The sequence below is a fragment of the Micromonospora sp. WMMD729 genome (genome assembly GCF_049315225.1).
Lineage (GTDB): Bacteria > Actinomycetota > Actinomycetes > Mycobacteriales > Micromonosporaceae > Micromonospora.
In genome coordinates this window covers 4,862,394-4,887,420 of the sequence record NZ_CP186059.1, presented here as the reverse complement: position 1 = coordinate 4,887,420, position 25,027 = coordinate 4,862,394, and the positions used below count along the sequence as shown (strand labels likewise).

The window sequence follows — 25,027 nt, the reverse complement described above, 5'->3', positions numbered from 1 at the left end:
CGTTCGGGGTAGCCGCGGATCGGTCGGGTCAGGGCCGCGCGAAGACCAGCGCGACGTTGTGACCGCCGAAACCGAACGCGTTGTTCAGCGCGGCAGGGATCTCCATGTGACGTGCCTTGTGCGCGGCGACCTCCAGGCTGAGCCCGGGCTCCGGGTCATCCAGGTTGATCGTCGGAGGCACGACGCTGTCACGGATCGCCAGGATCGTGGCGATCGACTCCAACGCACCGGCCGCGCCCAGCAGGTGACCGGTCATCGACTTCGTCGCCGCCAGCACCGGGTGGTCGCCGAGCGCCTTGTGCAGCGCGCCGATCTCCAGCATGTCGCCGACCGGGGTCGACGTGGCGTGCGCGTTGACGTGCACGATGTCCTGCTTGGCGATGTCCGCGTCCGCGATCGCCTTGGCGATGGCCCGGATGGCGCCCTCACCCTCGGCGTGCGGCTGCACGATGTCGTACGCGTCGGAGGTGATGCCGGCACCCGCGAGGCGCGCGTACACCCGGGCGCCCCGCGCCGCGGCGTGGTCGGCCCGCTCCAGCACCACGATGCCCGCGCCCTCACCGAGGACGAAGCCGTCGCGGCCGGTGTCCCACGGGCGGGAGGCCCGCTCCGGCTCGTCGTTGCGGGTCGACATGGCCCGCATCGAGCTGAAGCCGGCGATCGGCAGCGGGTGGATGACCGCCTCGGTGCCGCCCGCCACCACCACGTCGGCCCGGCCGGCGCGGATGATGTCCAGGCCGAGCGCGATCGCCTCCGCGCCGGTCGCGCAGGCGCTGGCCACCGTGTGCACGCCGGCCTTGGCGCCCAGCTCCAACCCGACCCAGGCGGCCGGACCGTTCGGCATCAGCATCGGGATCGTGTGCGGGGACACCCGCCGCGGCCCGGACGCCTCCAGGATGTCGTCCTGGGCGAGCAGGGTGGTGGCGCCGCCGATGCCGGAGCCGACGCTGACCGCCAGCCGCTCGGCGTCCAGGCCGGCGTCCGCCAGACCGGCGTCCGCCCAGGCCTGCTGCGCCGCGATGAGCGCGATCGCCTCGGAGCGGTCCAGCCGGCGCAGCTTCACCCGGTCCAGTACCTCGGACGGCTCCACGGCCAACTGGGCGGCGATCCGGACGGGCAGTTGCGCGGCCCACTCCTGGGTGAGGGCACTCACCCCGGAGCGGCCGGCGAGCATGGCGTCCCAGGTCGACGCGACGTCCCCGCCAAGCGGGGTCGTCGCGCCGAGCCCGGTGACGACGACGTCAGGACGACTCATGATCAGGACTGCGCCTCGATGAAGCTGACGGCGTCCCCGACGGTCTTGAGGTTCTGCACCTCGTTGTCCGGGATCTTGACGCCGAACTTCTCCTCGGCGGCCACCACGACCTCCACCATGGAGAGCGAGTCGACATCGAGGTCGTCGGTGAAGGACTTCCCCTCGGCCACGTCGTCCGGGTTCACCCCGGCAACCTCTTCGAGGATCTCGGCGAGGCCGGTGGTGATCTCGTCACGGGTCATTGCGGTTGGTTCCTCTCATAGGGGGTTCTCCGGCGGCCGGCCGCGCCGACCGCCGCTCCTGGAGGGCGTACGCGCCTCAAGGGGGCTTCAGGGGCAGCGGACGACCTGACCGGCGTAGGTCAGGCCACCGCCGAAGCCGAACAGCAGGACCGGGGCGCCCGAGGGCACCTCCCGCCGCTCGACGAGCTTCGACAGGGCCAGGGGCACGCTCGCCGCCGAGGTGTTGCCGGACTCGACGATGTCCTTCGCGATGATCGCGTTCGGGATGTTGAGCCGCTTGGCGATGCCGTCGATGATCCGGGCGTTGGCCTGGTGCGGCACGAACGCGGCCAGCTCCGACGGGTCCACCCCGGCCCGCTCGCACGCCTGGAGCGCGAGCGGCGCCAGCGCGGTGGTGGCCCAGCGGAACACCGACTGACCCTCCTGCTGGATGTACGGGCGCCAGCCCTCGATGCGTACCGCGTCGCTCTTCTCCGGCGCCGAGCCCCAGACGACCGGGCCGATACCGGCGGGCTCGTCGTCGGCGGTGGCGGTGACCACCGCGGCGCCGGCGCCGTCGCCGAAGATGATGCAGGTGGAGCGGTCGGTCCAGTCGGTGAAGTCGGACAGCTTCTCGGCGCCGATCACGATCGCGTTGCGGGACGCTCCGGCGCGGATGGCGTGGTCGACGGTGCCCAGGGCGTACGCGAAGCCCGAGCAGGCGGTGTTGACGTCGAACGCGCCCGGCGCGGTGATGCCCAGCTTGCCGGCGACCCGGCAGGCCACGTTGGGGCTCCGGTCGATCGAGGAGCAGGTGGCCACGACGACCAGGTCGATGTCGGCGGCGCTCAGCCCCGAGTTGGCCAGCGCCTTGTCGGCGGCCGCGGCGGCCATGTCGGCCACCGTCTCACTGTCGGCGATCCGCCGGGTGACGATGCCCACCCGGTCGCGGATCCACTCGTCGTTGGTGTCGACCAGTTGGGCGATGTCGTCGTTCGTCACCACCCGGGAAGGCTGGTAGTGCCCCATCGAGACGATGCGACTGCCGGTCATGAGTGTCCTCCGATGCGGGCGAGCGGTTGGCCCGGCGTGGCGTGGCGGGCGATCAGGTCCCGTGCGGCCGGCAGGTCGTCCGGGGTGTTCAGGGTGACGATCTCCGGGGCGCCCTCGCCCCTGAGCTCCCGCTTGACCAGCCCGGCGAGGGTGCCGGCCGGGGGCAACTCGATCACGCCGGTCACCCCGTGCTCGGCCAGAGCGCGCATGCACAGGTCCCAGCGCACCGGCGCGGTGACCTGGCGGACCAGCCGTCGCACCAGCTCGTGCCCGTCGGTGACGGCGGTGCCGTCGAGGTTCGACAGCAGGATCCGGGCCGGGTCGACCGGCGCGATCCCGGCGGCGACGGTGGCCAGCGCGGTCTCGGCCGGGGCCATGTACGGGGTGTGGAACGCCCCGGCCACCTGGAGCCGGATGACCCGGGTCTTCGCGGGCGGCGCGGCGGCGAACGCGTCCAGCCCGTCCAGCGCGCCCGCGGCGACGATCTGGCCGGCGCCGTTGCGGTTCGCCGGGTGCAGCCCGTTGGCGCTGATCGCGGCCAGCACCTCGTCCGGGTCGCCGCCGAGCACGGCGGCCATCCCGGTCGGCTCCAGCGCGCAGGCTGCGGCCATCTCGCGGCCACGGATTCCGGCGAGGGTGATCGCGGCCTCGGCCGACAGCACCCCGGCGACCGCCGCGGCGCCCAGCTCGCCGACGCTGTGGCCGGCGGTGAGCGCCACGCCGTCCAGCGGCAGCTGCTCGGCGGCGAGCAGCGCCGCCGCGACCAGCAGCGGCTGGGTGCGGGCGGTGTCCTTGATCTCGTCGGCGTCGGCGGCGGTGCCCAGGTGCACCAGGTCCACGCCGGCCAGTGCCGACCACCAGCGCAGGCGCGCCTCGGTGCCGGTCAGGTCGAGCCAGGGGGTCAGAAAGCCGGGTTTCTGCGAACCCTGGCCGGGACTAAGTACGGCGAGCACGCCTATGACTCTCCCGGATACGCGTGGGTAAAGCTGTGCCGGGGCCGACCAAACCGCACTAGAACCTTTGGAGGTTTCTTACAAAGATCGGCGGGGATCATCACTGGTTTGGGTAGATTTCCGGGCGGCCGGGGTCAATGTCTGGGTCGGGACCGACGAGGCCACCGGGACCACCGGGTCCAGCCGGCCCACGGTCAACGCCACCTGGAGGGCGAACGCGTCCCGGGGGGTGAGCGGCGAGAAACCGGTCACCTCGGCGATCCGGCGCAGCCGGTACCGCACCGTGTTCGGGTGCACGAACAGCGCCCGCGCCGCGCTCTCCAGGGTGCCACCGGCGGCCAGGAACGCGTCCAGGGTCTCCAACAGCTCGCCGCCGGCGCGCACCAGCGTCGCGTACACGTCGTGCCGCAGCCGCCGGCGGGCCTCCGCGTCACCGGCGAGCGCCCGCTCCGGCAACAGGTCGGCCGCCGCCACCGGCCGGGGGGCGGCCGGCCAGGCCGGTGCCGCCCGGAAGCCGGACAGCGCCGACCGCGCCGACTCCGTCGCCTCGTCCAGACTGGGTACGGCCGGACCGACCACCACCGGCCCGTCCCCGAACGCGTCCAGCAGCTTGCCGGTGGCGCTCAGCGGGTCCGCCGCGCCGCCCAGCACGATCACCAACCGGTCGCCGTGCACCCCGCCGATCACCTCGACACCGATCCGCCGGGCCAGCCGGTACACCACGTGCAGCACGGCCGAGACCTCCCCGCCGGGGGAGTGGCCCACCGCCACCGCGACCGGCGGCGCGTCCGCCCAGCCCAACGCGGCGGCCCGGCTCGCCAGCACGTCCGGCGAGTCACCCCGCAGCAGCGCGTCGACAAGCAGAGCCTGCAACCGGGCGTCCCACGCGCCACGCGACTCGGCGGCCCGCGCGTACACCCGGGCGGCGGCGAACGCGATCTCCCGGGAGAAGCGCAGCACCGCCTCGCGCAGCAACTGCTCCTCGCCCTCGGCGGCGAGCTGCGACACCTGCTCCTCGACGACGTCGATGGTCACCTTGATCAGCGCCACGGTCTGCTGGAGGGTGATCGACCGGGCCAGCGCCTGCGGCGCCGCGTCGAACACGTCGTCGGAGACCTCCTGCGTGCTGTCCGCCGTGCCGCCGCCCTCGCGCAGCCACTGCACCAGCGACCGGGCGCCCGCCTGGGCCACCAGCATCACCCAGGAGCGCTGATCGGCCGGCAGGGCACGGAACCACGGCAGCGTCTCGTCCATCCGGGCCACGCTGGCGGTGGCCAGCGCTCCCGCCGAACGCTCGATCCGGCGCAGCGTGGCCGCCAGCTCCCCACCCTCCGGCGTGCTCACCGCTCTAGCCTGACACGTCGTGAGCAGGCCACGAACGCCGGCACCGGTCAGCCGACCGGGCTCAGGGCTGCGGACGTGTGGGCAGGCCCAGCTCCTGGGCCAGGATCGCGGCCTGCACCCGGCTGCGCAGGTCCAGCTTCGCCAGGATGCGGCTCACGTGCGTCTTGGTGGTGCTCTCGGCCAGCACCAGCCGGTCGGCGATCTGCTGGTTGGACAGGCCGAGGCCGAGACAGGCCAGCACGTCGCGCTCGCGCGGCGTCAGTGTGTCCAGCGCGGCCCGGGTGGCGCCCGACGCGCCCGGCGCGGTGGCCGCGAAGGCGGTGATCAACCGGCGGGTCACCCCGGGGGCGATGAAGCCGTCGCCGCGCGCCACGGTGCGTACCGCCGCGACCAGCCCCGCCGCGTCGGTGTCCTTGAGCAGGAATCCGGCCGCGCCGGCACGGAGCGCGCCGAAGACGTACTCGTCCCGGTCGAAGGTCGTCAGCACCAGCACGTCGGCAAGCCGGTCGGCGACGATGGCCCTGGTCGCCGCGATGCCGTCGAGGCGTGGCATCCGCACGTCCAGCACCGCCACGTCGGGGCGTACCTCCCGACACAGCCGGACCGCCTCGTCGCCGTCGGCCGCCTCGCCGACCACCTCGATCCCCGGCGAGCCGGCCAGGATCAGCACCAGCCCCGCCCGCACCGCCGGCTGGTCGTCCGCGAGCACCACCCGTACCGGCGTGCTCACCCGCCCTCCCCGGTGGGCAGCGCGGCCCGCACCTGCCAGCGGCCGTCCTGCGGCCCGGCGGTGAACCGGCCGGCCAGCAGCGCCGCCCGCTCCCGCATCCCGATGAGTCCAGCTCCGGCGCCCGGCAACCCCGACCCGTCCGGACGCACCGGGTTCTCCACCGTCAGCACCACCTCCGCCGGCCGGTACGCGATCGTCAGCTCCGCCTCACCGGTGCCGTGCTTGAGCGCGTTGGTCAGCGACTCCTGCACGATCCGGTACGCGGCGAGGTCCACCGCCACCGGCAGCGGGCCCGGCGTGCCGTCGGTACGGAACCGCACCGCGAGGCCGGCCGCGCGGATGCGTTCGATCAATCCGTCGGCCTCGGCGAGCCGCGCGGTGACCGCCTCCGGCGTCGCGCCCACCACCGGATGTTCACCACCGTCCGGATCGCGCAGCAGCTCGATCATCTGTCGCATCTCGGCCAGGCCCTGCACGCTGCTCTCCCGGATCACCCGCAACGCGGACTCCACCTGACCACGCCCCAACCCCGGTACGGACAGCACGGCGGTGGCGTGGATGGCCACCGCGCTCAGGTGGTTGGCGACCACGTCGTGCAGCTCCCGGGCCATCCGGGCCCGTTCGGCGCCGACCGCCTGCCGACGGTCCAACTCGACCAGCCGGGCGGTCTGCTCGGCTCGGGTGCGCTCGGCGGCGGCCTGGTCCCGGTACTGCCGCACGCTGATCCCGGTCAGCACCGGCAGCAGCCCCGCGAGCACCACCGGCACCCCGACGGCGGCCCCGCGCCACTGACCGAAGCCGAGCACGCCGGCCACCGCGCCGATGACGCTCAACGTCACCGTGATCCCCAGCAGCCACCGCCACAGTCGGGGCGGCCCGTACACGCAGGCGTCGTAGAGCACCTGGGTGTAGACCACCACCGTGCCCAGCGAGTTACCCAGCGCCGTGTCCACCACCAGCGCCCCGGTGCCCACCGCCAGGCTGGTGCGGGGAGCGACCCGGCGCAGGCCGACAGCCCCGCACACCGCCAGCAGCGGCACCAGGAACAGCGCGGGCGGCACGTCCGGGTGCGGGACGATCTGCGGCTGCATGCCCAGGCCGTAGAGCACCAGGCCGCCGGCGAGCGACGCGCCGGCCAGCGTGAGGTCGCGGCCGGGCGTACCGGACCCGAGCCACGGTGGCGGTCGCATGCCCCGATCCCACCACAACCGCCGGCCCTCCGGCTCCGACCGGAGGAGGAGCCCGGTCGCTCCGACATGCGCCGAAAGGGGTACGCCGGACCGCCGGTCCATCGAAGGGAGGACCCCGATCTCGTCTCCGGTGTCGAGGTCCGGGCCCTGCCGGTAGGCGACGCTGGTGGCGACGACGGGGGGAGGCCGCCATGTTGGTCGCGGTGATCATCGGTTGTGAGATCGCGTTCTGGGTGCTGATCGCCGCCGGGCTGGTGGCCCGCTATCCGCTGCGCCGGCCACGGCTCGGCGCGGTGCTGCTGGTCTGCGTACCACTTGTCGATCTGGCACTGCTCGCCGCGTCGGTCCTCGACCTGCGGCGCGGCGCGACCGCCGACGTCACCCACGGCCTGGCCGCCGCCTACCTCGGCTTCTCGGTGGCCTTCGGGCACTCGATGGTGCGGTGGGCGGACCAGCGTTTCGCCCACCGGTTCGCCGGGGGCCCGCCGCCGGTGCGACCACCCCGGTACGGCTGGGCCCGCGCCCGGCACGAGTGGCGGGAGTGGGCCAAGGCACTCCTCGGCTGGGCCGTCGCGTGCGGCCTGCTCGGCGCGGCCATCCTCTGGGTGAACGACGCGGAACGAACCCGTGAACTGGGCAACTGGATCCGCAACCTGACCATCGTGATCCTGATCTGGCTGGTCGCCTTCCCGGTCTGGGAGACCGTCTTTCCGCGCCGCCCGAAGCGCTGACCCCGGGGTACGCCGTGCACACCCCGTCGGTCCCGGCCAGTACGGTGACAGGGCACGTACGGGGGGAGCACCTGCGCGTGAGTGCGAGCGTGAGGAGACCGGGGATGGCGCACGGGGAGGCCGAGCACGGCTGCGCCCAGGGTGAGGCCTGCCGCCTGGGGCACCACGACCCGCAGGCGACCGGCAAGCCTCGGCGGCCGGTCGGCCCGGCGGCGGCGCACCCGACCGAGGCGCCCGCCGGGCGGCCGGACGAGGAGATCCCACGCCAGCGGGCCGGTGAGCCGGCGGCTCTGGGCGAGCCGGAGCCGGGTGACCCCGCTGGTTGCCTCAGTGAACTTCCTGGATGGGCAGGTGCCCACCGGCACGGCCCGGTCCGGCCACGTCAGCGGGGCACCCGACGGGAGCGCCCGCCGCGCCGCTGGTGCTGACCCCACGGGGGCCAGGCGCTATGGTCCGCTGAACCGCGCCACCGCCCCCGGCGGTCGCGTCAGCGGGTCCGGCGGCGGATCAGCAGGGCGATGCCGGCGAGGCCGACCGTGATGGTCAGCATCACCCCGACGTTGAGCAGCAGCAACCGCTGCAACTCGCCGAGCGCTTCGTCGATGTCCCGCACCGGATCCATGGTGTCGTCCGGCAGCACCCGCTCGCCGCCGCCCACGCCGCCGCTGACCGTGTCGAACTGCCGCTCCAGCGGCACCCCGGCGGTGCGCAGCGTCTCGGACATGCTGAGCCGGCCCAGGAACCAGCCCGCGCTGGTCTTGCGGCCGTCCGGCTGCTTGGCCGGGCGGTAGACCCGCGGGCCGCCGGCCGCCTTGGGGTAGAGGTCGAAGATCTGCTTGGGGGTCTCCCCGGCCAGCACCACGACCGTGTACTTAGGACCGAGGTCGGCCGCCTTGGGGCCGGTCGGCATCCCGGTCCGACCGAAGAAGTTGACCTGGTCGATGACCGCGAGAACATGCGCGGGCTGGGTCTCGGACCGTAGCCGCAGCGGCTCGGTGAGCCCCTCACCTGTGACGTCCACACCGGCGGGCGGAGGCTTGGGTGCCGCGCCGGCCGGGCCGGCGATGCCGAGCACCAGCAGTGCCGCAGCCAGCGTGCCCGCCAGCACGGCGAGCCGGCGCCTCATCTGTCGGACCATCCCGCCTCCTCGCCCCGTTCGATGGATGGCTTCGCCGTGACGTCCGGGTCGGTCGGCCGGTGACGGCACCGACCGGGTCGGTCCCACTCTCACAGACTCCGCAGAACGTCGATGGATTGCAGCTTGTGGAACAGTATTTGGAACTATCTGCGATCTCTGCTCGACTAACGAGGAGCTGTTTGATCAGCGGGCGGATCGTACCCTTACGGAGGGGTTCATGGGGGGCAGGGTTACACGAATGGCACGCCTCGTGCCAGTGGTACTCGGCGTGGCGTTCGGTGTGTCGTTACTGGCCCCGGCGACGCCCGCTGCCGCGCACAACTCGCTGACCGGCAGCGATCCGCGCGACGGCGCCCGGGTGGCCACCGCGCCCACCCGGATCGAGCTCCGTTTTCTGGCCAAGCCGCCCCCCGCTACGACGAAGATCACAATAACCGGACCGGACAATGTGGTCGCCGGCGGGCGACCCACCTTCGACGGCACCCGGGTACGCGTGCCGTTCACGCCCGGTGCGGCGGGGCTGTACGTCGTCGGCTACCAGCTCCCGTCGTCCGACGGTCACCCGATCAAGGGCGAGGTGCGGTTCACCCTCACCACCGGCACGGCCGCCGACCCCTCCGCCAGCCCCTCTGCGGCCGGCAGCCCTTCAGCCGCCGACCCGTCAGCGGCCGGCTCGCCCACGGCGCCCCCCGCCGCGCCCGTCTCGCCGTCGACCGACACCGTGTCCGCCGTACCGGCAGCGGGGGAGCGATCCGACTCCGACGGCCCCTGGTGGCCCTGGGCCCTCGGCGGCGCGGTGCTACTGGCCGGCCTGACAGCAACCCTGCTACTCCGACGCCGCCCCCGCTAACCGCCCCGCCCCCCGGGACCCCCCCGCGGGACCCCGCCCCCGGACCCCGCCGATCTTGCACTTCCTGCGGCGACGTAACGGGCACAAAGCCCCATAACGACAACCGAAACTGCAAGATCGGCGCGGCGGTGGGCGGAAGCGGGGCGTGGCTCGGCGATAGTCGCTCCACCCCGGCGCCGATCTTGCGCTTTCTGTGGCGACATAGCGTACATCCCACTCATATCGGCAACCGAAAGTGCAAGATCGACGCGGCGGGGAGCGCGGACGGTCGATCATGGACTTGTGGTCGGGGCAAATCCCCTGTAAAGGTGCCTAACCCGGCACCACGACTCCATGATCGGCGGGGCGGGGCGGGGCGGGGCAGGGGCAGGGGCAGGGGCAGGGGCAGGGGCAGGGCAGGGGCAGGGTGGGGGTTAGGGGAGGCGGAGGCGGGCGGCGCGGATTCTGGTTAGGGTGCGTTCGCGGCCGAGGACCTCGAGGGACTCGAACAGGGGTAGGCCCACGGTGCGGCCGGTGACCGCGACCCGGACCGGTGCCTGCGTCTTGCCGAGCTTGAGGCCGCGCTCGGCGCCGACCGCCTCCAACGTCGACTTCAGCGACTCGGCGTCCCAGGACTCCAGTGCCTCGAAGGCCGTCACGGCGGCATCCAGCAGCTCGCCCGAGCCGTCCTTCATCGTCTTGGTCCAGGCCGCCTCATCGATCATCGGCGAGGCCAGGAAGAGGAAGTCGACGTTCGGCACGATCTCGCTGAGCACCGCGATCCGGGTCTGGGCCAGCGGCGCCACGGCGGCGAACGCGTCGGCGTCGAACTCGTCCGGCTGCCACGGCGGCGGTGCGATCGTCCCGGTACCGGTCAGCCACGGCTGACAGGCCTCGACGAACTCGGCCACCGGCAACGCGCGGATGTACTCGCCGTTGAAGGCACGCAGCTTCTTCTCGTCGAAGAAGGCGGGGGAGGGGTTGACCTCGTCGAGGCGGAACTCGTCCTCGATGACCAACCAGGGCACGATCTCCCGGTCGCCCGAGGGCGCCCAGCCGAGCAGCATGAGGTAGTTGCGCATCGCGCCCGCGAGGTAGCCCTCGTCGCGGTACGCCTCCAGGGCGACCTTGTCGCGGCGCTTGGAGAGCTTCTGCCGCTTCTCGTTGACGACCACCGGCACGTGCGCCCAGACCGGCGGCTTGACCCCGAGCGCGTCCCAGAGCAGTTGCTGCTTGGGGGTGTTGGGCAGGTGCTCCTCGGCCCGGATCACGTGGGTGATGCCCATGGTCATGTCATCCACGACGTTGGCCAGCAGGAACACCGGCGAGCCGTCGCCGCGGGCGATGACGAAGTCCTCGATGAGCTTGTTCTCGAAGGTGGGCTCGCCGCGGATCAGGTCGACCACGACCGTCACGCCCTCGTCCGGCGTACGGAAGCGCAGCGCGTGCCCCGGCCCCGGGCCGAGGCCACGGTCGCGGTGGTAGCCGTCGTAGCCCTGGTACTGCGAGCCGGTGCGGGCCTGTACGTCCTCGCGGGTGCAGTCGCAGTAGTAGGCGCGCCCCGACTCGTAGAGCCGGGTGGCGGCGGCCCGGTGCTCACCGGCGTTCTCGGACTGGAAGTACGGTCCCTCGTAGCTGCCCCGGGAGATGCCGATCCAGTCCAGCGCGGAGAGGATGCCCTCGGTCCATTCGGGCTTGTTGCGCGCCGCGTCCGTGTCCTCGATGCGCAGCACGAACACCCCGCCCTGCTGCTTGGCGTAGATCCAGTTCTGCAGCGCCGAGCGGGCGCCGCCGACGTGGAACATACCGGTCGGGGAGGGGGCGAAGCGCACACGTACCGTCACGTCCCCCAGCCTACGGCGGCGCGCGACCGCTTTCGGCCACGGCCCCCCGACTCTGGGCGTGCGCCAAAGCTGCCGGCGGCCCTAGGCGACAACTGCCGGCGGCTAGGACCTAGGCGACCGAGCGGATCTTGACGACCAGGGCGCTGCCGAGCACGGTGACCGCCGCGGTGACCGCGTACAGCGTGGGGTAGCCGCCCAGGTGGACCACGAGCGGGGCGGAGAGCGCCGGGCCGAGCACCTGCGGCGCTGAGTTCGCGATGTTGATCACGCCGAGGTCCTTGGCCCGGTCGGTGGCCCGGGGCAGTACCTGGGTGATCAGCGCGGCGTCCACCGAGAGGTAGACGCCGTAGCCCGCGCCGAGCAGCAGCGCGGCGACGATGGACATCGGCCAGGTGGGCGCGACGGCGAGCAGCAGCGCCGCCACCGCCATGATCAGGCCGGAGACGATGACGTAGATCTTGCGCCGTCCGGAGCGGTCGGACAGCCGGCCGGCGATCACGGCGGTCAGCATCATGCCGAGCGTGTAGAGCAGGATCAGCACCAGCAGGCCGCCCTCGGGGTCGGGGTACCGGACCCCGTCGGTGAGGAAGTACAGCAGGTACAGGGTGCCCAGCGCGTTGCCGAGCTGGACCAGGAACCGGGTGATCCACGCCCAGGCGAAGTCGGGGTGCCGGCGCGGACTGATCCACATCGAGGCCAGCAACGCGCGGACCCGCAGTGCCGGGCGGTGCGCGCGGGGCAGCGGGTCGTCGGGGGTGAACAGCGCGAACGGCAGCGACAGCAGCAGGATCGCCACCGCGATGGCGAGGTAGCCGGCGGCGTTCCCGGTGACCACGGCGGTGACCAGCACCGCGCCGAGGACCAGCCCGAGCGCCTGCGGGATGCCCACCCAGCCCGAGACGCCGCCGCGCTGCGTCACCGGTACCCGGTCCGGGATGGCGGCGGTGAGGCTGGCCAGCATCGCGTTGAAGCACACCTGCGCGGCGACCCAGCCGACGGCGACCCCGAGGATGGTGCGCTGCTGGGCCAGCAGCACCAGCGCCGCCGCGCCGAGCACCGCGCCGCCGGCGGTCCAGACGTGCCGTCGACCGAACTCCCGGCCGGCGATCCGCAGGCAGGTGCGGTCGGACAGCGCGCCGGCCAGGGGGTTGGCCAGCACCGCCGCCAGCGCGCCCAGGCCGGTGACCACGGCCAGCATGGTCTCCTTGTCGCCCGGCGCGATCCGTTCGATCTGCTGCGGCAGCAGCACCTGGATCGGGGTGAAGAACGCCATCCACACGCCCAGGTTGGCGGCGAAGACCAGGCCGATCCAGCCGCGCCGGACCGGCACGGTCGGCTCGGCGAGCGCCGCCGGCAGTGCCGCCGGCGTCGGGTCGAGGGTGGTCACCGCGCCGACCCCGGGGCGCGGCCCGCGATCACGTCCCGCAGCCAGGTGTACGACGACTTCGGCGTACGACGCTGGGTGGCGTAGTCGACGTGCACCAGACCGAAGCGCTTGGTGAACCCCTCGGCCCACTCCCAGTTGTCCAGCAGCGACCAGACGAAGTACCCGCGTACGTCCACCCCGTCGTCGATGGCGGCCCGGACCGCCCGCAGGTGCCCGTCGAGGTACGTGATCCGCTCCGGGTCCGCCACCTGCCCGTGCGCGTCCGGCTCGTCGTCGTACGCGCAGCCGCCCTCGGTGATCTCGATGGGTGGCAGGGCGTCGCCGTACGTGTCGCGGAGCCAGCCGAGCAACTCGTGCAGCCCGTCGGGGGCGACCGGCCAGTCGAACGCGGTGCGCGGGTAGCCGTCCAGGGGCATCAGGTCGAACGGCAGGGGCGAGCCGGCCTCGGCTGCCCGTACCCCGGTGGGGTTGTAGTAGTTGACCCCCAGCACGTCGATGGGGGCGGCGATGGTGTCCAGGTCGCCGGCGCGGACGACGGCCGGGTCGGCGCCGGGCAGGTCGGGGTAGCCGCGTCCGAGCAGCGGATCGGTGAAGAGTCGGTTGTGCAACGCCTCGTAGGCGGCCCCGGCGGCCCGGTCGGCGTCGCTGTCGCCGAGCACCCGCACGGGCGAGTAGTTGTTGGCGATCGCGACCGGGCTGGTGGTCCGGCTGCGCAGCGCGGCGACCGCGAGCCCGTGGCCGAGCAGTTGGTGGTGGGCGGCCGGGAAGGCGTCGAAGAGCAGCGCCCGGCCGGGGGCGTGCACACCCATGCCGTAGCCGAGGCTCATGTGGATGAACGGCTCGTTGAGGGTGATCCAGAGCCGGACGCGGTCACCGAGGCGGGCGGCGGTCCGGTCGGCGTACTCGGCGAAGCGGGCGGCGGTGTCGCGGTGCAGCCAGCCGCCGGCGTCCTCCAGGGGTTGCGGCAGGTCCCAGTGGTACAGGGTGGCCACCGGGTCGATGCCGGCGGCCAGCAGGTCGTCGACCAGCCGGTCGTAGAAGTCCAGTCCGGCGGCGTTGGTCGGCCCGGAGCCGTCCGGCTGTACGCGGGGCCAGGCGATGGAGAACCGGTACGCCCCGACGCCCAGCCCGGTCATCAGCGCCACGTCCTCGGCGGACCGGTGGTAGTGGTCGCAGGCGACCTCGCCGCTGCTGCCGTCGCTGATCCGGCCCGGTTCGCGGGCGAAGGTGTCCCAGATGGACTCTCCTCGTCCCTCGGCCGTGGTGGCTCCCTCGATCTGGTGGGCCGAGGTGGAGACGCCCCAGCGGAAGCCGGCGGGGAACTCGGGCATCGGTGCGGTCGACATGCGCCCTCCCGGTGAACGTGAAACGTGTTCGGGACTCTAGGACGCTGTCGATGAATGCGCCATAGGCCGGGCTGGCGTAATCCGCAATGGTTGATCGGCGTGTCTTTTTCCGAACCCGTCCAGGTAAGTCCGATTTGGCGCATAGAGTGCCGATATCGTGGGATGTCCTCACTGGAGGCAAGACGGAAATGATCCTCGTGGAACGTAGTGCGCACGTGGTGGCGCCGGTGGAAGTGGTCTGGGACGTCGTGCAGCGGGCCGAGCAGTTGCCGGCCTGGCTGGCGGGGGTTCGCGCGGCCGAAGTGCTCTCGGGAGAGGGCTTCGGGCGGCGACAACTGGTCCAGGCGGGGCGCGGTTCGGCGCATGAGGCCGAGGTGATCGCCTATCAGGAGCCGACTCTGATCGGCTGGCGGGAGCGGGCCAAGGGTGCCGGTGCTCGTGCGGAGGCGCGCACCGAAATCTACGTCCAGCTCACCGAGGACGAGGAGGAGGGCGGGACGATCGTGCGGCTCATCGTCGTGCGCTGGCCGGCCGGGCCCGTCAAGGCGGCCCTGCTGCGCCTCGGACTGCGTCGGGTCGGCGCCGACCTGGAGGACTCGTTGGCCCGGCTCACCGACCTGGCCGCCGTCGGCTGACGAGCCGCGTCCTCCCCGCGCCACCCGCCCCGGCGGTGGCCCGGCGTCCCCACCAGGAACGCCGGCCCACCGCCCACCCGCCCAGCGCCCGCCCCCGAATCGGGTCGATCATGGATTTGTGGTGCCCGGAACGAGGTGACTTCACCGCTTCGTCCCCCACCACAACTCCATGATCGACCCGGTGAACGGCGGGGGGCGACGCAGAAGGGCCCGGCGCGTCAGCGCCGGGCCCTTCTGCGGTCGTGCTGGTGGATCAGCTGTCGCCGCCGGTCTCGCCGACCGGGGCGGCGTTGACGTCGTCGATCGCGTACTTCTTGGCGGCCTCGGCCGGCACGGTGGCGTCGACCGCGCCACTGCGGGCGAGCTGCCGCAGCGTGGCGACCACGATCGACTCGGCGTCGACGTGGAAGTGCCGGCGCAGCGCGTGCCGGGTGTCCGACATCCCGAAGCCGTCGGTGCCGAGCGACGTGTAGTCGCCGGGTACCCAACGGGCGATCAGGTCCGGTACGGCCCGCATCCAGTCGCTGACCGCGACCTTCGGCCCGTCCGCGTCGGCCAGCTTCTGCGCGATGTACGGCACCTTCGCCTCGGCGCCCGGGTTGAGCAGGTTGTACTCCTCGGCCTGCACCGCGTCGCGGCGCAGCTCGGTCCAGGAGGTCACCGACCAGACGTCGGCGGCCACCCCCCAGTCCTGGGCGAGGAGCTGCTGGGCCTTGAGCGCCCACTGCATGCCCGTGCCGGAGGCGAGGACGTTGGCCTTCGGGCCGTCGACCTGCGGCGCGGGCGAGTAGCGGTAGATGCCCTTGAGCAGGCCCTCCACGTCCACGCCCTCGGGCTCGGCCGGCTGCAGGATCGGCTCGTTGTACACCGTCAGGTAGTAGAAGACGTTCTCCTGCGCGTCCCCGTACATCCGGTGCAGGCCGTTCTCCATGATGTGCGCGATCTCGAAGGAGAACGCCGGGTCGTACGCGACCACCGCCGGGTTGGTGGCGGCGATCAGCAGCGAGTGACCGTCCTCGTGCTGCAGACCCTCACCGTTGAGCGTGGTCCGCCCGGCGGTCGCGCCGAGCAGGAAGCCCCGCGCCATCTGGTCGGCCGCGGCCCACAGCCCGTCGGCGGTCCGCTGGAACCCGAACATCGAGTAGAAGATGTACATCGGGATCATCGGCTCGTCGTGGGTGGCGTACGCCGAGCCCGCGGCGGTGAACGAGGCGACCGAACCGGCCTCGTTGATGCCCTCGTGCAGGATCTGCCCGGTGGTCGACTCCTTGTACGACAGGAACAGCTCCCGGTCGACGGAGGTGTACCGCTGACCGTGCGGGGAGTAGATCTTCGCGGTCGGGAAGATCGAGTCGAGACCGAAGGTGCGCGCCTCGTCCGGGATGATCGGCACCCAGCGCTTGCCGAACTCCTTGTCCTTCATGATGTCCTTGAGCAGGCGGACGAAGGCCATCGTGGTGGCCACCTTCTGCTTGCCCGAGCCGCGCTTGACGTCGGCGAACCGCTCCGGACCGGGGATGGTCAGCCGCTTGGTGCTGGTCCGCCGGGACGGCAGGTAGCCGCCGAGCTGCTCCCGGCGCTCCTTCAGGTACGCCAGCTCCTCGGACTTCTCACCCGGGTGGTAGTACGGCGGCAGGTAGGGGTTGTCCTCCAGCGCCTTGTCCGGGATGTCCAGGTAGAGCCGGTCGCGGAAGGTCTTCAGGTCCTCCAGCGTCAGCTTCTTCATCTGGTGAGTCGCGTTGCGGCCCTCGAAGTGCGAGCCGAGCGTCCAACCCTTGATCGTCTTCGCCAGGATGACCGTCGGCTGACCGGTGTGCTCGGTGGCCGCCTTGTAGGCCGCGTAGAGCTTGCGGTAGTCGTGCCCACCCCGCTTGAGGTTCCAGATCTCGTCGTCGCTCAGCGGCTCGACCATCTTGCGGGTACGGGCGTCCCGCCCGAAGAAGTGCTCCCGCACGTACGCGCCGGACTCCGCCTTGTAGGTCTGGTAGTCGCCGTCGGTCGTGGTGTTCATGAGGTTGACCAGCGCGCCGTCGGTGTCGGCGGCGAGCAGCGGGTCCCACTCACGGCCCCAGACCACCTTGATGACGTTCCAGCCGGCGCCCCGGAAGAACGCCTCCAGCTCCTGCATGACCTTGCCGTTGCCGCGGACCGGACCGTCCAGGCGCTGGAGGTTGCAGTTGATCACGAAGGTGAGGTTGTCCAGCTCCTCGCGGGCGGCCACGCCGATCGCGCCCAGCGTCTCCGGCTCGTCCATCTCACCGTCGCCGAGGAACGCCCACACGTGCTGCTGCGAGGTGTCCTTGATGCCGCGGTGCTGCAGGTACCGGTTGAACCGGGCCTGGTAGATCGCGTTCAGACCGCCGAGACCCATCGAGACGGTGGGGAACTCCCAGAAGTCCGGCATGAGCCGCGGGTGCGGGTACGACGGCAGCCCACCGCCGGGGTGCGACAGCTCCTGCCGGAACCCATCGAGCTCGTGCTCGCTGAGCCGCCCCTCGAGGAACGCGCGCGCGTACATGCCCGGCGAGGCGTGGCCCTGGTAGAAGATCTGGTCGCCGCCGCCCGGGTGGTTCTTGCCCCGGAAGAAGTGGTTGAAGCCCACCTCGTAGAGCGACGCCGAGCTGGCGAAGGTGGAGATGTGTCCACCGACGCCGATCTCCGGACGCTGCGCCCGGTGCACGAGCATCGCGGCGTTCCACCGCACGTACGCCCGGATGCGCCGCTCGACGTGCTCATCACCCGGGAACCACGGTTCGCGTTCCGGAGTGATGGTGTTGATGTAGTCGGTGGTGGTCAGGGGCGGAACCCCGACCTGGCGCTCACGGGCCCGCTCCAGCAGGCGCAGCATCACGTAGCGGGCGCGCTTGGCCCCCCGCTCGTCGATGACACCGTCAAGCGACTCGACCCATTCGCTGGTCTCTTCAGGGTCGATGTCCGGAAGCTGGCTCGGTAGGCCGTCGCTGATCACCGGGCGCTTGCGTTCCGTAGCCACAGGCGTTCCCTCGGTTGTGTGTGGGATAGGTCTCTAGCGCCATCCTGCCCCCTGGTGGCACCCGTCGTCACGTCTAGGTCCCCCGGACGCGATGCTGAACACAGATACCCGCCGGTAACTTAGCGCTACGGCCGCTCCGGCCGACCGGTTGCCCGGGCTCGCTACCGTCCGGGACATGAACGGTCGGCGGGTGGTGAGCGGCGGCATGATCCTTTTGGTGGGCGCGCTCGGAGCGCTGGTCTCCGCGCCGGTGCTGCTGGCGGGGAATCCCGCCGTGCTGCCGATCACGATCCTCGGCGTCGCGGCGATGGCCCTCGGCGCGGTCCAGTTGCGCGGCGGGTTGCGCGCGCCCGCGCCCCGACGGGGCCCTCGTCGGGTGCCCGGTCCGCGCAGGCGGCACGCCGACACCAGCGTCCCGTTGACGTACTACGGCGCCGGTGACTGGCCCGGCAGCGGCGACCCCGGGAGCGGCGACTCCGGTGGCGGCGACTCCGGTGGCGGCTTCTTCGGCGGCGACTCCGGTGGCGGCGGCTTCTTCGGCGGCGACTCCGGTGGCGGTGGCTTCTCCGGCGGTGGTGGGGACTCCGGTGGCGGTGGCGGCGGTTCCTGACCGCCGGCTGCGGCAGAATGCGACGTATGCGCAGTGACGTGATCACCGTCCAGACCGGGTCCCGGCCGGCCGTCCGGGACATCACCGCCGAGGCCCAGAGCTTCGTCTCCGCCGAGGGGGACGGTCTGCTGCACGTCTTCGTGCCGCACGCCACCGCCGGACTGGCGATCATCGAGACCGGGTCGGGCTCCGACGACGACCTGCTCACCGCGATCGACGCGCTGCTGCCCACCGACAACCGCTGGCGGCACCGGCACGGCTCGGCCGGTCACGGGCGGGACCACGTCCTGCCGGCCTTCGTGCCGCCGTACGCCACGCTGCCGGTGCTCGGCGGCCGGCTGGCCCTGGGCACCTGGCAGTCGATCTGCCTCGTCGACACCAACGGCGACAACCCGACCCGCCAGGTCCGCTTCTCGTTCCTGCCCGCCTGACGCCCCCACGGTCCCGGTCCAAGATCCGCGCAACTAACCCGAAACTGCTGTCTCCAGGCGCGCCGAGGCAGCAGTTTCACCGAAGTTGCGCGGATCTTGACCGCCCCGACGGCCGTTGCGGATGCGCCGACGGGAGCCCGGGCGCGGCAAGACCTGATCGCTGAGCTGGGCGGTCGTCGCGGTGCGTACGATGTGGCGGTGGCGGGGGAGACGGCGGACGGGCAGGTGGACCGCGACGGGTTGGCCGCCGACGTGATGCGTCGGATGGCGCACCTGACGGCGTCCCTGCGGCATCGGCAGGGCACCGCCTTCGCCGACCTGGGGCTCACCCCGGCGGCGGCCCGGGCGCTGCACGAGCTGGACCCGGACCGTCCCCTGCCGGCACGGGACCTCGCCGAGCGACTGAGCTGTGACCGCTCCAACGTGACCGCGTTGGTCGACAAGCTGGAGCAGGCCGGCCTGGTCGAGCGCCGGACCGACCCGGCCGACCGCCGGCAGAAGACGCTCGTGGTGACCGGGGACGGTCGCGTCGTACGGGACCGGGTGGCCGAGGTGATGTCCGACTCCCGACTTCTTGCCGGCCTGCGTGACGAGGAGCTGTCCACCCTGCGTGACCTGGTGTGGAAGGTGTCCGACGGCGGTTGTCCGGAGCCCTGCGACCCGCAGTGAGTCGACCCGCGCCGGCCGTGTCCCACTGGGCGACGGTGGCCCGCGTCGGTAATGCTGTCGGACGTGACCACCCCGCAAGATCTCGACGACCGGTTCCGGGAGACGCTGGCGGCGCTGCCCGCCGCACCCCAACGGCGTGACCTCGCCGAACCGGTCACCGACGACGCCCCGCTGACCGGCGCCCAACTGCTCGACCTGTTCGACGCGCAGGTGGCCAGCCGGCAGCTCGACCTGGCCGGGCGCTGGCTGCGCAGCTTCGGGGAGGGCTTCTACACCATCGGCTCGGCCGGGCACGAGGGCAACGCGGCGGTCGCCGCCGCGCTGCGCCCCACCGACCCGGCGCTGCTGCACTACCGTTCCGGGGCGTTCTACTGCGTGCGGGCTGCCCAGGCCGCCACCGCCGCCCCGCCGCCCGCCACGGACGATCCGGGACCCGCCGCCGAGGCTCCGGAGCCGGCCTCCGACGCCGAGCCGGCCGGGTCCGCGACCCCCACCGGTGGGTTCGAGGTGTACGCCGAGGCGGCCCGGGACGTGCTGCGGGGGATGGTCGCGTCCAGCGAGGAGCCGATCGCCGGCGGCCGGCACAAGGTGTTCGGCCGGGCCGACCTGGCCGTCGTGCCGACCACCTCCACCATCGCCTCGCACCTGCCCCGCGCGGTCGGGATGGGGCTGGCCGTGGAGCGGCTGCGCCGGCTGGACACCGCCGGGCGGCGTACCGGGGCGGGGGTGCGGGTCGGCAGCGGCGCCGGCGCGGCGCACGTCCCGTGGCCACCGGACGCCATCGTGGTCTGCTCGTTCGGCGACGCGTCGGTCAACCACGCCAGCGCCACCGCCGCCTTCAACACCGCCGGCTGGTACGACCACGGCGGCCTGCGTATCCCGGTGCTCTTCGTCTGCGAGGACAACGGGCTGGGCATCAGCGTCCGGTCGCCGGAGGGCTGGGTGGAGGCGACGCTGCGCGCCAAGCCGGGCATCCGCTACTTCAGCGCGGACGGTGCCGACCCGGTGCGGGCGTACACGGTGGCGCAGGAGGCCGCCGCCTGGGTCCGCCGGTACCGTCGGCCGGCCGTGCTGCACCTGCGCACGGTCCGGCTGATGGGCCACGCCGGGGCGGACGCGGAGTCGGCGTACCGCAGCCCGGCCGAGCTGGCCGAGGACCTGGACCGGGACCCGGTGGTCGCCACCGCGCGGCTGCTCGTCGACGCGGGCGTGGCGACCGCCGACGAACTGCTGGCCCGGTACGACGAGACGGGCTGGCAGGTACGCCGGCTCGCCGAGGAGGTGCTGGGCGAGCCCAAGCTGGCCTCCGCGGCCGACGTGGTGTCGGCGCTGGCCCCCCGCCGCCCGGTGCGGGTGGCGCGGGCCGTGGCCGACGCGGCCGCCCGGGCCAGCGGGCCGGGCGCGGCGGCCCGGGAGGAGGCGTTCGGCGGCAAGCCGCCCGAGCTGGTCGGACCGATGACCCTGGCGCAGAGCATCAACGCGGCGCTCGCCGACGGGCTGCTCGATCACCCCCAGATGGCCGTCTTCGGCGAGGACGTGGCCGCCAAGGGCGGGGTGTACGGCGTGACGAAGGGCCTGCGCGACCGGTTCGGGCCGGCCCGCGTCTTCGACACCCTGCTCGATGAGACGTCGGTGCTCGGGTTGGGCCTCGGCGCCGGACTGGCCGGGATGCTGCCGGTGCCGGAGATCCAGTATCTGGCGTACCTGCACAACGCCGAGGACCAGCTCCGCGGCGAGGCCGCCACCATGCAGTTCTTCTCGCGGGGCGCGTTCCGCAACCCGATGGTGGTGCGGGTCGCCGGTCTGGCGTACCAGGAGGGATTCGGCGGGCACTTCCACAACGACAACTCGGTGGCCGTACTCCGGGATGTTCCTGGTCTGGTGGTCGCGGTGCCGGCGCGGCCGGACGACGCCGCGCCCATGCTGCGGACCTGTCTGGCGAGCGCGGCGGTGGACGGCAGCGTGTGCGTGTTCCTGGAGCCGATCGCGCTCTACCACACCCGTGACCTGTACGCCGAAGGCGACGGTGAGTGGCTGGCCGGCTATCCCGAGCCCGGCTCGTGGGTGGCCGGGCACGTGCCGATCGGCCGGGCCCGGGTCTACCGGGTCGGCTCGGCCGACGACCTGACGATCATCACCTTCGGTAACGGGGTGCGGATGTCGCTGCGGGCCGCGGCCGTGCTGGCCGAGGAGGGCGTCGGCACCCGCGTGGTGGACCTGCGCTGGCTGGCGCCCCTGCCGGTGGCCGACATCATCCGGGAGTCCGCGGCGACCGGCCGGGTGCTGGTGGTGGACGAGACACGCCGGTCAGGCGGGGTCGGCGAGGGAGTTATCGCCGCCCTGGTGGATGGTGGATATGTGGGCGCAGCGCGGCGGGTGGCCGGAGTTGACTCGTTTGTACCATTAGGTCCGGCAGCGCGTCATGTTCTGGTCTCCCCGGAAGCCATTACCGACGGTGCCCGTACGCTGCTGGCACGGTAAATTCCGTTCCACCCGGTGCGCCACTTGCGCGCAGACCCACAACTGTGTGGACTTTGCCTGACGGCGTCGGTCCGACGCCGCGAGCAGGGACGAGATGAGGAGGCACGCGACAGTGAGCGCGACCGCTGGTCAGGCCGCCGACGGGGTACGCAGCCTGGCGGACCGGTTCGGCATCGAACCGGGGATGGTCGTCATGGAGATGGGGTACGACGACGACGTCGACCAGGATCTCCGGGACGCCCTGACCGACCGCTGTGGAGATCTGGTCGACGAGGACACCGACGAGGTGGTCGACGCGGTGCTCGTGTGGTACCGCGACGGCGACGGTGACCTCTTCGAGCTGCTCGTCGACGCCCTCGGCCCGCTGGCCGACAACGGGGTCGTGTGGCTGCTCACCCCGAAGGCGGGGCGCGAGGGGCACGTCGAGCCGAGCGAGGTCGCGGAGTCCGCGCCCACCGCCGGCCTCCAGCAGACCTCGACCGTCAACGCCGGCCGGGACTGGAGCGGCGCCCGCCTGGTGCTGCGCCGAGGGGCCAAGGGCAAGAAGTAGCCCGCGCCGCTTCGTACGCCCGGCGGCCGCCCCCGCCGGGTGACAAGCTCGCCCCGCCACCCTGACGCCACCGAGGAGAGCCGCATGCCCATCGAGGTTGGCGCCGAAGCGCCGGACTTCGTGCTCAAGGACCAGAACAACCAGCAGGTCCGGCTCGCGGACTTCCGTGGCCGGCGCGCCGTGCTGCTGGTCTTCTACCCGCTCGCGTTCAGCGGCACCTGCCAGGGCGAACTGGCCGAGGTGCGGGACAACCTCCACGAGTACGCCAACGACGACGTCCAGGTGCTGACGGTCAGCGTCGACTCGGTCTACAGCCACAAGATCTGGGCCGACCGGGAGGGCTACCAGTTCCCGCTGCTGGCCGACTTCTGGCCGCACGGCGGCGTGGCCCAGGCGTACGGGGTCTTCAACGACGTGACCGGCGTCGCCAACCGGGGCACCTTCGTCATCGACAAGGCCGGTGTGGTCCGCTTCGCCGAGATGAACCGCCCCGGCGAGGCCCGCGACCAGCAGGGCTGGCGCAAGGCCATCGCCGACGCGACGGCCCAATAGGGGTACGCGTGCGGTCGGGTCGGAGGCGAGCAGGTAGGCTTGCCAGCCACCGGCCCGCCGCACACGGGGCGATCCGGGGCGCGTAGCTCAGCGGGAGAGCACTCGCCTTACAAGCGAGGGGTCGCAGGTTCGAAACCTGCCGCGCCCACCAGTCAGAACGCCCCGGGAGAGATCACTCCCCGGGGCGATGACAGCAACGAGTCTACGAGACCCAGGTCTTCCCCCGATGTCGCCGCCGGATTGGTCGTCCAGGCAGTCCGACACAGTCAGACGACGGCTGGGTAACGGCCGGCCGACTGCCGGCGTTGTCAGGTCTCGGGCCCTCGGTGAAGATCAGTCGCGGGACTTGGGTGACAGCCGTGGCTAGAAGTTGGCTGGGGCCTAACATCTGTGGGTGCCCGGTCGCTGGAGCGTCCCACGTGCCGTGAACCGCCTTCATCGCGATGTCCTGGCGCCGATTGGCTTCGAGCGCCACGGCAACAGCTGCACACGAACGGACAACGGACTCCTCCGAGAGATCCGGTTCTATGCCCCTCGATGGGGCGACCCTGCCACGAAGGGGATCCAGGTGTTCCTCAGCGTGCGGGTCATGGGCCTGCCGGAACCACTGGTGGAGTTTCGCCGCGAGGCGCTGTGGACTCACCTTGAGCCGATCCGCCAACTCAACGAGTACCCGCGTCCCGCGTCTGAGAGGCCGTTGCTGGCAGAGTTGGTAGACGACGTCGCCGGACCTGGCGTCGCCTTTCTGTGTCACGCCGCAGACCTCCACGCCTTCGGCAGGTGGGCGGTCGAGGTCCATGCCCAACAGGGGTCCTGGGGACCGTTCCGGCAGGTATACCCGGGCGGCACTGCGCCCTTGCAGGCGGCAGCGTTCGCGGCGGCGGTGGCAGGAGACGAGGCTCTCGCTCACCGCATCGCAGAAGCCGTGATGGTCCAAGAAGGGAACTCGCGCGAGCTACGCGACTTTCGCTCAGAGCTAGGAAGAGTCGACCGGCAGTAGGCACCCTGATGCCTGGCGACAGGCAAGCCCACGGCGGAGTGTCACGCAGGTCGTGAGACCGATGTGTCAGGCAGGTCCCGGGACCGACAGCCGACTGCCGGCGTGTCTAGTCCCACCACATGCTTGACGAATCCGCCCCAGCACATGCACGACAGCAGGCCGGCGTGCTCGGTCATTCTGGGTACAATCGGTGACGGTGCGTTGACAGCCAGTCGTGGTCGGACGTCTGTCTCTGCAGAGACTGATGCTGCATCGTCGTCGGTCGGTCGGGAGACTGAGCGGTATGGAAGCCATCTGGTCCACCTCAACGCCTTCGGTAGAGTCCTCCCCCGCTTGGGTCGAGTCGATGGGCGGTCCTTTGCTCGCGGTACCGGTTTCGGTGTTGAGCGAGTGGGGTGGCTGCACGGCCGCCGGGACGATCGCGGGTACCGGGGACGCCCTGGATGACTACGACCGCGCCTGCGAGGTTGATGGCCTTGCAGGCGTGATCGCTATCGGTAGCAGCGGCCGGCAAGGACTTGTCTTGGCGGACGAACCCGCCAGAACCTGCTATCTGCCGGAGTGGCGGACGTTCGTCCGTTGGCTCGCCGCCGACTCCGAGGCTGAGCTGATCAACGTCGCGAAGTCCATTCTCGACGACCCGGCCGCCGACTGGGCGCAATGTGGCATCTGGGAGACGGACGGACCGGCGGTGCTTATAGATTCCGTCACCCCTGGAACCGAGCTGACGGTTGCGTACCCCGGTGAAGAGACGATGCCCGACCAAGCCCCGATTCCGACACCAGCTGGCCGGTGGGCCGTCCGCGCCGTTCACACTTGGGCGAATGAGGAAGCTGCGGTAGGCCTAGTTCAACTCTTGCCCTTACCGCAGAACTGATCGATCGAGCTGATCAGCCACGATGCGCGCCTTGCACGGACCGTGAAGGCTTCCGCGACACGTCTTAAGGATCATGTCAGGCATCAGGTGGGACGCGAGTGTCAAGCATCAGCCGTGACGGGACAACCGAACTGCCGGCGATGCCTGGTCTCGCATGATGGTTGACGGAACGGCATCGCAGGACGTTTGACGTCGGGCCGTGATCGATA

At 71.9% G+C, this 25,027-nt stretch carries 22 protein-coding genes, 1 tRNA gene and 3 pseudogenes; 14 read left to right on the top strand and 12 right to left on the bottom strand.

Annotated features, from left to right (window positions below):
• Nucleotides 1-28 precede the first annotated feature (28 nt).
• The 7 genes and pseudogenes from fabF to ACN263_RS22255 all read right to left on the bottom strand — a co-directional run bounded on the left by fabF (nt 29) and on the right by ACN263_RS22255 (nt 6,746).
• Nucleotides 29-1,255, bottom strand: a complete 1,227-nt coding sequence (gene fabF, locus ACN263_RS22285) for a beta-ketoacyl-ACP synthase II (RefSeq protein ID WP_421472528.1) — start codon at nt 1,253-1,255, stop codon at nt 29-31.
• A 2-nt stretch (nt 1,256-1,257) separates the two neighbouring features.
• The gene (locus ACN263_RS22280; protein ID WP_007463517.1) at nt 1,258-1,497 is read right to left on the bottom strand and encodes an acyl carrier protein; all 240 of its coding nucleotides are present in this window, start codon (nt 1,495-1,497) and stop codon (nt 1,258-1,260) included.
• Between the two features lie 87 nt (nt 1,498-1,584).
• Nucleotides 1,585-2,529: a beta-ketoacyl-ACP synthase III gene (locus ACN263_RS22275; protein WP_422736289.1), complete on the bottom strand. Its 945-nt coding sequence runs from the start codon at nt 2,527-2,529 to the stop codon at nt 1,585-1,587.
• Nucleotides 2,526-3,482 carry an ACP S-malonyltransferase gene (locus tag ACN263_RS22270; protein WP_422736288.1) on the bottom strand — a complete coding sequence of 319 codons (957 nt, stop codon included), beginning with the start codon at nt 3,480-3,482 and terminating at the stop codon, nt 2,526-2,528. The genes ACN263_RS22275 and ACN263_RS22270 overlap by 4 nt, the downstream gene beginning before the upstream one ends.
• Before the next feature lie 78 nt (nt 3,483-3,560).
• A pseudogene (locus tag ACN263_RS22265) lies at nt 3,561-4,850 on the bottom strand (PucR family transcriptional regulator); the annotation flags it as partial.
• Between the two features lie 37 nt (nt 4,851-4,887).
• Entirely contained in the window at nt 4,888-5,556 is a 669-nt protein-coding gene (locus ACN263_RS22260; RefSeq protein ID WP_422736287.1) for a response regulator, read from the bottom strand.
• On the bottom strand, nt 5,553-6,746 hold the full coding sequence (locus ACN263_RS22255) for a sensor histidine kinase (RefSeq protein ID WP_422736286.1): 1,194 nt from the start codon (nt 6,744-6,746) through the stop codon (nt 5,553-5,555). The genes ACN263_RS22260 and ACN263_RS22255 overlap by 4 nt, the downstream gene beginning before the upstream one ends.
• Before the next feature lie 191 nt (nt 6,747-6,937).
• Here ACN263_RS22255 and ACN263_RS22250 point away from each other — a divergent pair, with 191 nt between their 5' ends.
• Both ACN263_RS22250 and ACN263_RS22245 read left to right on the top strand, forming a co-directional pair.
• The gene (locus ACN263_RS22250) at nt 6,938-7,477 is read left to right on the top strand and encodes a hypothetical protein (RefSeq protein ID WP_422736285.1); all 540 of its coding nucleotides are present in this window, start codon (nt 6,938-6,940) and stop codon (nt 7,475-7,477) included.
• A gap of 104 nt (nt 7,478-7,581) precedes the next feature.
• Nucleotides 7,582-7,905, top strand: coding sequence for a hypothetical protein (locus ACN263_RS22245; RefSeq protein WP_422736284.1), 324 nt, complete (start codon nt 7,582-7,584; stop codon nt 7,903-7,905).
• Between the two features lie 59 nt (nt 7,906-7,964).
• Here ACN263_RS22245 and ACN263_RS22240 read toward each other — a convergent pair whose 3' ends face one another.
• Entirely contained in the window at nt 7,965-8,615 is a 651-nt protein-coding gene (locus ACN263_RS22240) for a hypothetical protein (protein ID WP_422736283.1), read from the bottom strand.
• A 238-nt stretch (nt 8,616-8,853) separates the two neighbouring features.
• On the opposite strand from ACN263_RS22240, the gene ACN263_RS22235 reads away from it, so the two are divergent.
• Complete coding sequence (locus ACN263_RS22235; protein ID WP_422736282.1) at nt 8,854-9,465, top strand: copper resistance protein CopC; 612 nt, start codon at nt 8,854-8,856, stop codon at nt 9,463-9,465.
• A 413-nt stretch (nt 9,466-9,878) separates the two neighbouring features.
• Here the strand turns inward: ACN263_RS22235 and gltX are convergent, their stop codons facing one another.
• From gltX to ACN263_RS22220, 3 genes are all read right to left on the bottom strand, one after another.
• Nucleotides 9,879-11,288, bottom strand: a complete 1,410-nt coding sequence (gltX, locus tag ACN263_RS22230) for a glutamate--tRNA ligase (protein ID WP_422736281.1) — start codon at nt 11,286-11,288, stop codon at nt 9,879-9,881.
• Between the two features lie 109 nt (nt 11,289-11,397).
• Nucleotides 11,398-12,675: an MFS transporter gene (locus ACN263_RS22225; RefSeq protein ID WP_422736280.1), complete on the bottom strand. Its 1,278-nt coding sequence runs from the start codon at nt 12,673-12,675 to the stop codon at nt 11,398-11,400.
• Complete coding sequence (locus ACN263_RS22220) at nt 12,672-14,021, bottom strand: GH1 family beta-glucosidase (protein ID WP_422736279.1); 1,350 nt, start codon at nt 14,019-14,021, stop codon at nt 12,672-12,674. The genes ACN263_RS22225 and ACN263_RS22220 overlap by 4 nt, the downstream gene beginning before the upstream one ends.
• 188 nt (nt 14,022-14,209) lie before the next feature.
• Between ACN263_RS22220 and ACN263_RS22215 the strand changes: the two genes are divergently transcribed.
• On the top strand, nt 14,210-14,656 hold the full coding sequence (locus ACN263_RS22215; RefSeq protein ID WP_363683366.1) for an SRPBCC family protein: 447 nt from the start codon (nt 14,210-14,212) through the stop codon (nt 14,654-14,656).
• 253 nt (nt 14,657-14,909) lie between these two features.
• On the opposite strand, the gene aceE is transcribed toward ACN263_RS22215, so the two are convergent.
• Complete coding sequence (gene aceE / locus ACN263_RS22210) at nt 14,910-17,648, bottom strand: pyruvate dehydrogenase (acetyl-transferring), homodimeric type (RefSeq protein ID WP_422736278.1); 2,739 nt, start codon at nt 17,646-17,648, stop codon at nt 14,910-14,912.
• 175 nt (nt 17,649-17,823) lie between these two features.
• Between aceE and ACN263_RS22205 the strand changes: the two genes are divergently transcribed.
• The 10 genes and pseudogenes from ACN263_RS22205 (at nt 17,824) to ACN263_RS22160 (ending at nt 24,818) form a co-directional block, all read left to right on the top strand.
• Complete coding sequence (locus tag ACN263_RS22205; RefSeq protein ID WP_422736277.1) at nt 17,824-18,258, top strand: hypothetical protein; 435 nt, start codon at nt 17,824-17,826, stop codon at nt 18,256-18,258.
• Between the two features lie 26 nt (nt 18,259-18,284).
• Nucleotides 18,285-18,689 (top strand): YjbQ family protein, encoded by a 405-nt coding sequence (locus ACN263_RS22200; RefSeq protein ID WP_422736276.1) that lies wholly within the window; start codon nt 18,285-18,287, stop codon nt 18,687-18,689.
• Between the two features lie 255 nt (nt 18,690-18,944).
• A complete protein-coding gene (locus ACN263_RS22195; protein WP_422740785.1) occupies nt 18,945-19,358 on the top strand; it encodes a MarR family winged helix-turn-helix transcriptional regulator in 414 nt (137 codons plus the stop codon).
• Between the two features lie 51 nt (nt 19,359-19,409).
• A pseudogene (locus ACN263_RS22190) lies at nt 19,410-19,755 on the top strand (transketolase); the annotation flags it as partial.
• Between the two features lie 113 nt (nt 19,756-19,868).
• Nucleotides 19,869-21,839 (top strand): annotated as a pseudogene (locus ACN263_RS22185) (thiamine pyrophosphate-dependent enzyme); the annotation flags it as partial.
• Nucleotides 21,840-21,951: 112 nt separating this feature from the next.
• The gene (locus ACN263_RS22180) at nt 21,952-22,389 is read left to right on the top strand and encodes a DUF3052 domain-containing protein (RefSeq protein WP_132237238.1); all 438 of its coding nucleotides are present in this window, start codon (nt 21,952-21,954) and stop codon (nt 22,387-22,389) included.
• An 84-nt stretch (nt 22,390-22,473) separates the two neighbouring features.
• Entirely contained in the window at nt 22,474-22,941 is a 468-nt protein-coding gene (locus tag ACN263_RS22175; protein ID WP_422736275.1) for a peroxiredoxin, read from the top strand.
• A gap of 76 nt (nt 22,942-23,017) precedes the next feature.
• Nucleotides 23,018-23,092, top strand: a tRNA-Val gene (locus tag ACN263_RS22170).
• Between the two features lie 417 nt (nt 23,093-23,509).
• Entirely contained in the window at nt 23,510-23,941 is a 432-nt protein-coding gene (locus ACN263_RS22165; protein ID WP_422736274.1) for a hypothetical protein, read from the top strand.
• Between the two features lie 283 nt (nt 23,942-24,224).
• A complete protein-coding gene (locus ACN263_RS22160; RefSeq protein WP_422736273.1) occupies nt 24,225-24,818 on the top strand; it encodes an Imm21 family immunity protein in 594 nt (197 codons plus the stop codon).
• Nucleotides 24,819-25,027 lie beyond the last annotated feature (209 nt).

Coding starts and splice junctions, on each gene's coding strand:
- ACN263_RS22215 (WP_363683366.1), top strand. CDS start 14,210: ATGATCCTCGTGGAACGTAGTGCGCACGTGGTGGCGCCGGTGGAAGTG.
- ACN263_RS22275 (WP_422736289.1), bottom strand. CDS start 2,529: ATGACCGGCAGTCGCATCGTCTCGATGGGGCACTACCAGCCTTCCCGG.
- fabF (WP_421472528.1), bottom strand. CDS start 1,255: ATGAGTCGTCCTGACGTCGTCGTCACCGGGCTCGGCGCGACGACCCCG.
- ACN263_RS22255 (WP_422736286.1), bottom strand. CDS start 6,746: ATGCGACCGCCACCGTGGCTCGGGTCCGGTACGCCCGGCCGCGACCTC.
- ACN263_RS22240 (WP_422736283.1), bottom strand. CDS start 8,615: ATGGTCCGACAGATGAGGCGCCGGCTCGCCGTGCTGGCGGGCACGCTG.
- ACN263_RS22175 (WP_422736275.1), top strand. CDS start 22,474: ATGCCCATCGAGGTTGGCGCCGAAGCGCCGGACTTCGTGCTCAAGGAC.
- ACN263_RS22195 (WP_422740785.1), top strand. CDS start 18,945: ATGCGTCGGATGGCGCACCTGACGGCGTCCCTGCGGCATCGGCAGGGC.
- ACN263_RS22200 (WP_422736276.1), top strand. CDS start 18,285: ATGCGCAGTGACGTGATCACCGTCCAGACCGGGTCCCGGCCGGCCGTC.
- ACN263_RS22160 (WP_422736273.1), top strand. CDS start 24,225: ATGGAAGCCATCTGGTCCACCTCAACGCCTTCGGTAGAGTCCTCCCCC.
- ACN263_RS22245 (WP_422736284.1), top strand. CDS start 7,582: ATGGCGCACGGGGAGGCCGAGCACGGCTGCGCCCAGGGTGAGGCCTGC.
- ACN263_RS22205 (WP_422736277.1), top strand. CDS start 17,824: ATGAACGGTCGGCGGGTGGTGAGCGGCGGCATGATCCTTTTGGTGGGC.
- ACN263_RS22280 (WP_007463517.1), bottom strand. CDS start 1,497: ATGACCCGTGACGAGATCACCACCGGCCTCGCCGAGATCCTCGAAGAG.
- ACN263_RS22235 (WP_422736282.1), top strand. CDS start 8,854: ATGGCACGCCTCGTGCCAGTGGTACTCGGCGTGGCGTTCGGTGTGTCG.
- ACN263_RS22220 (WP_422736279.1), bottom strand. CDS start 14,021: ATGTCGACCGCACCGATGCCCGAGTTCCCCGCCGGCTTCCGCTGGGGC.
- ACN263_RS22250 (WP_422736285.1), top strand. CDS start 6,938: ATGTTGGTCGCGGTGATCATCGGTTGTGAGATCGCGTTCTGGGTGCTG.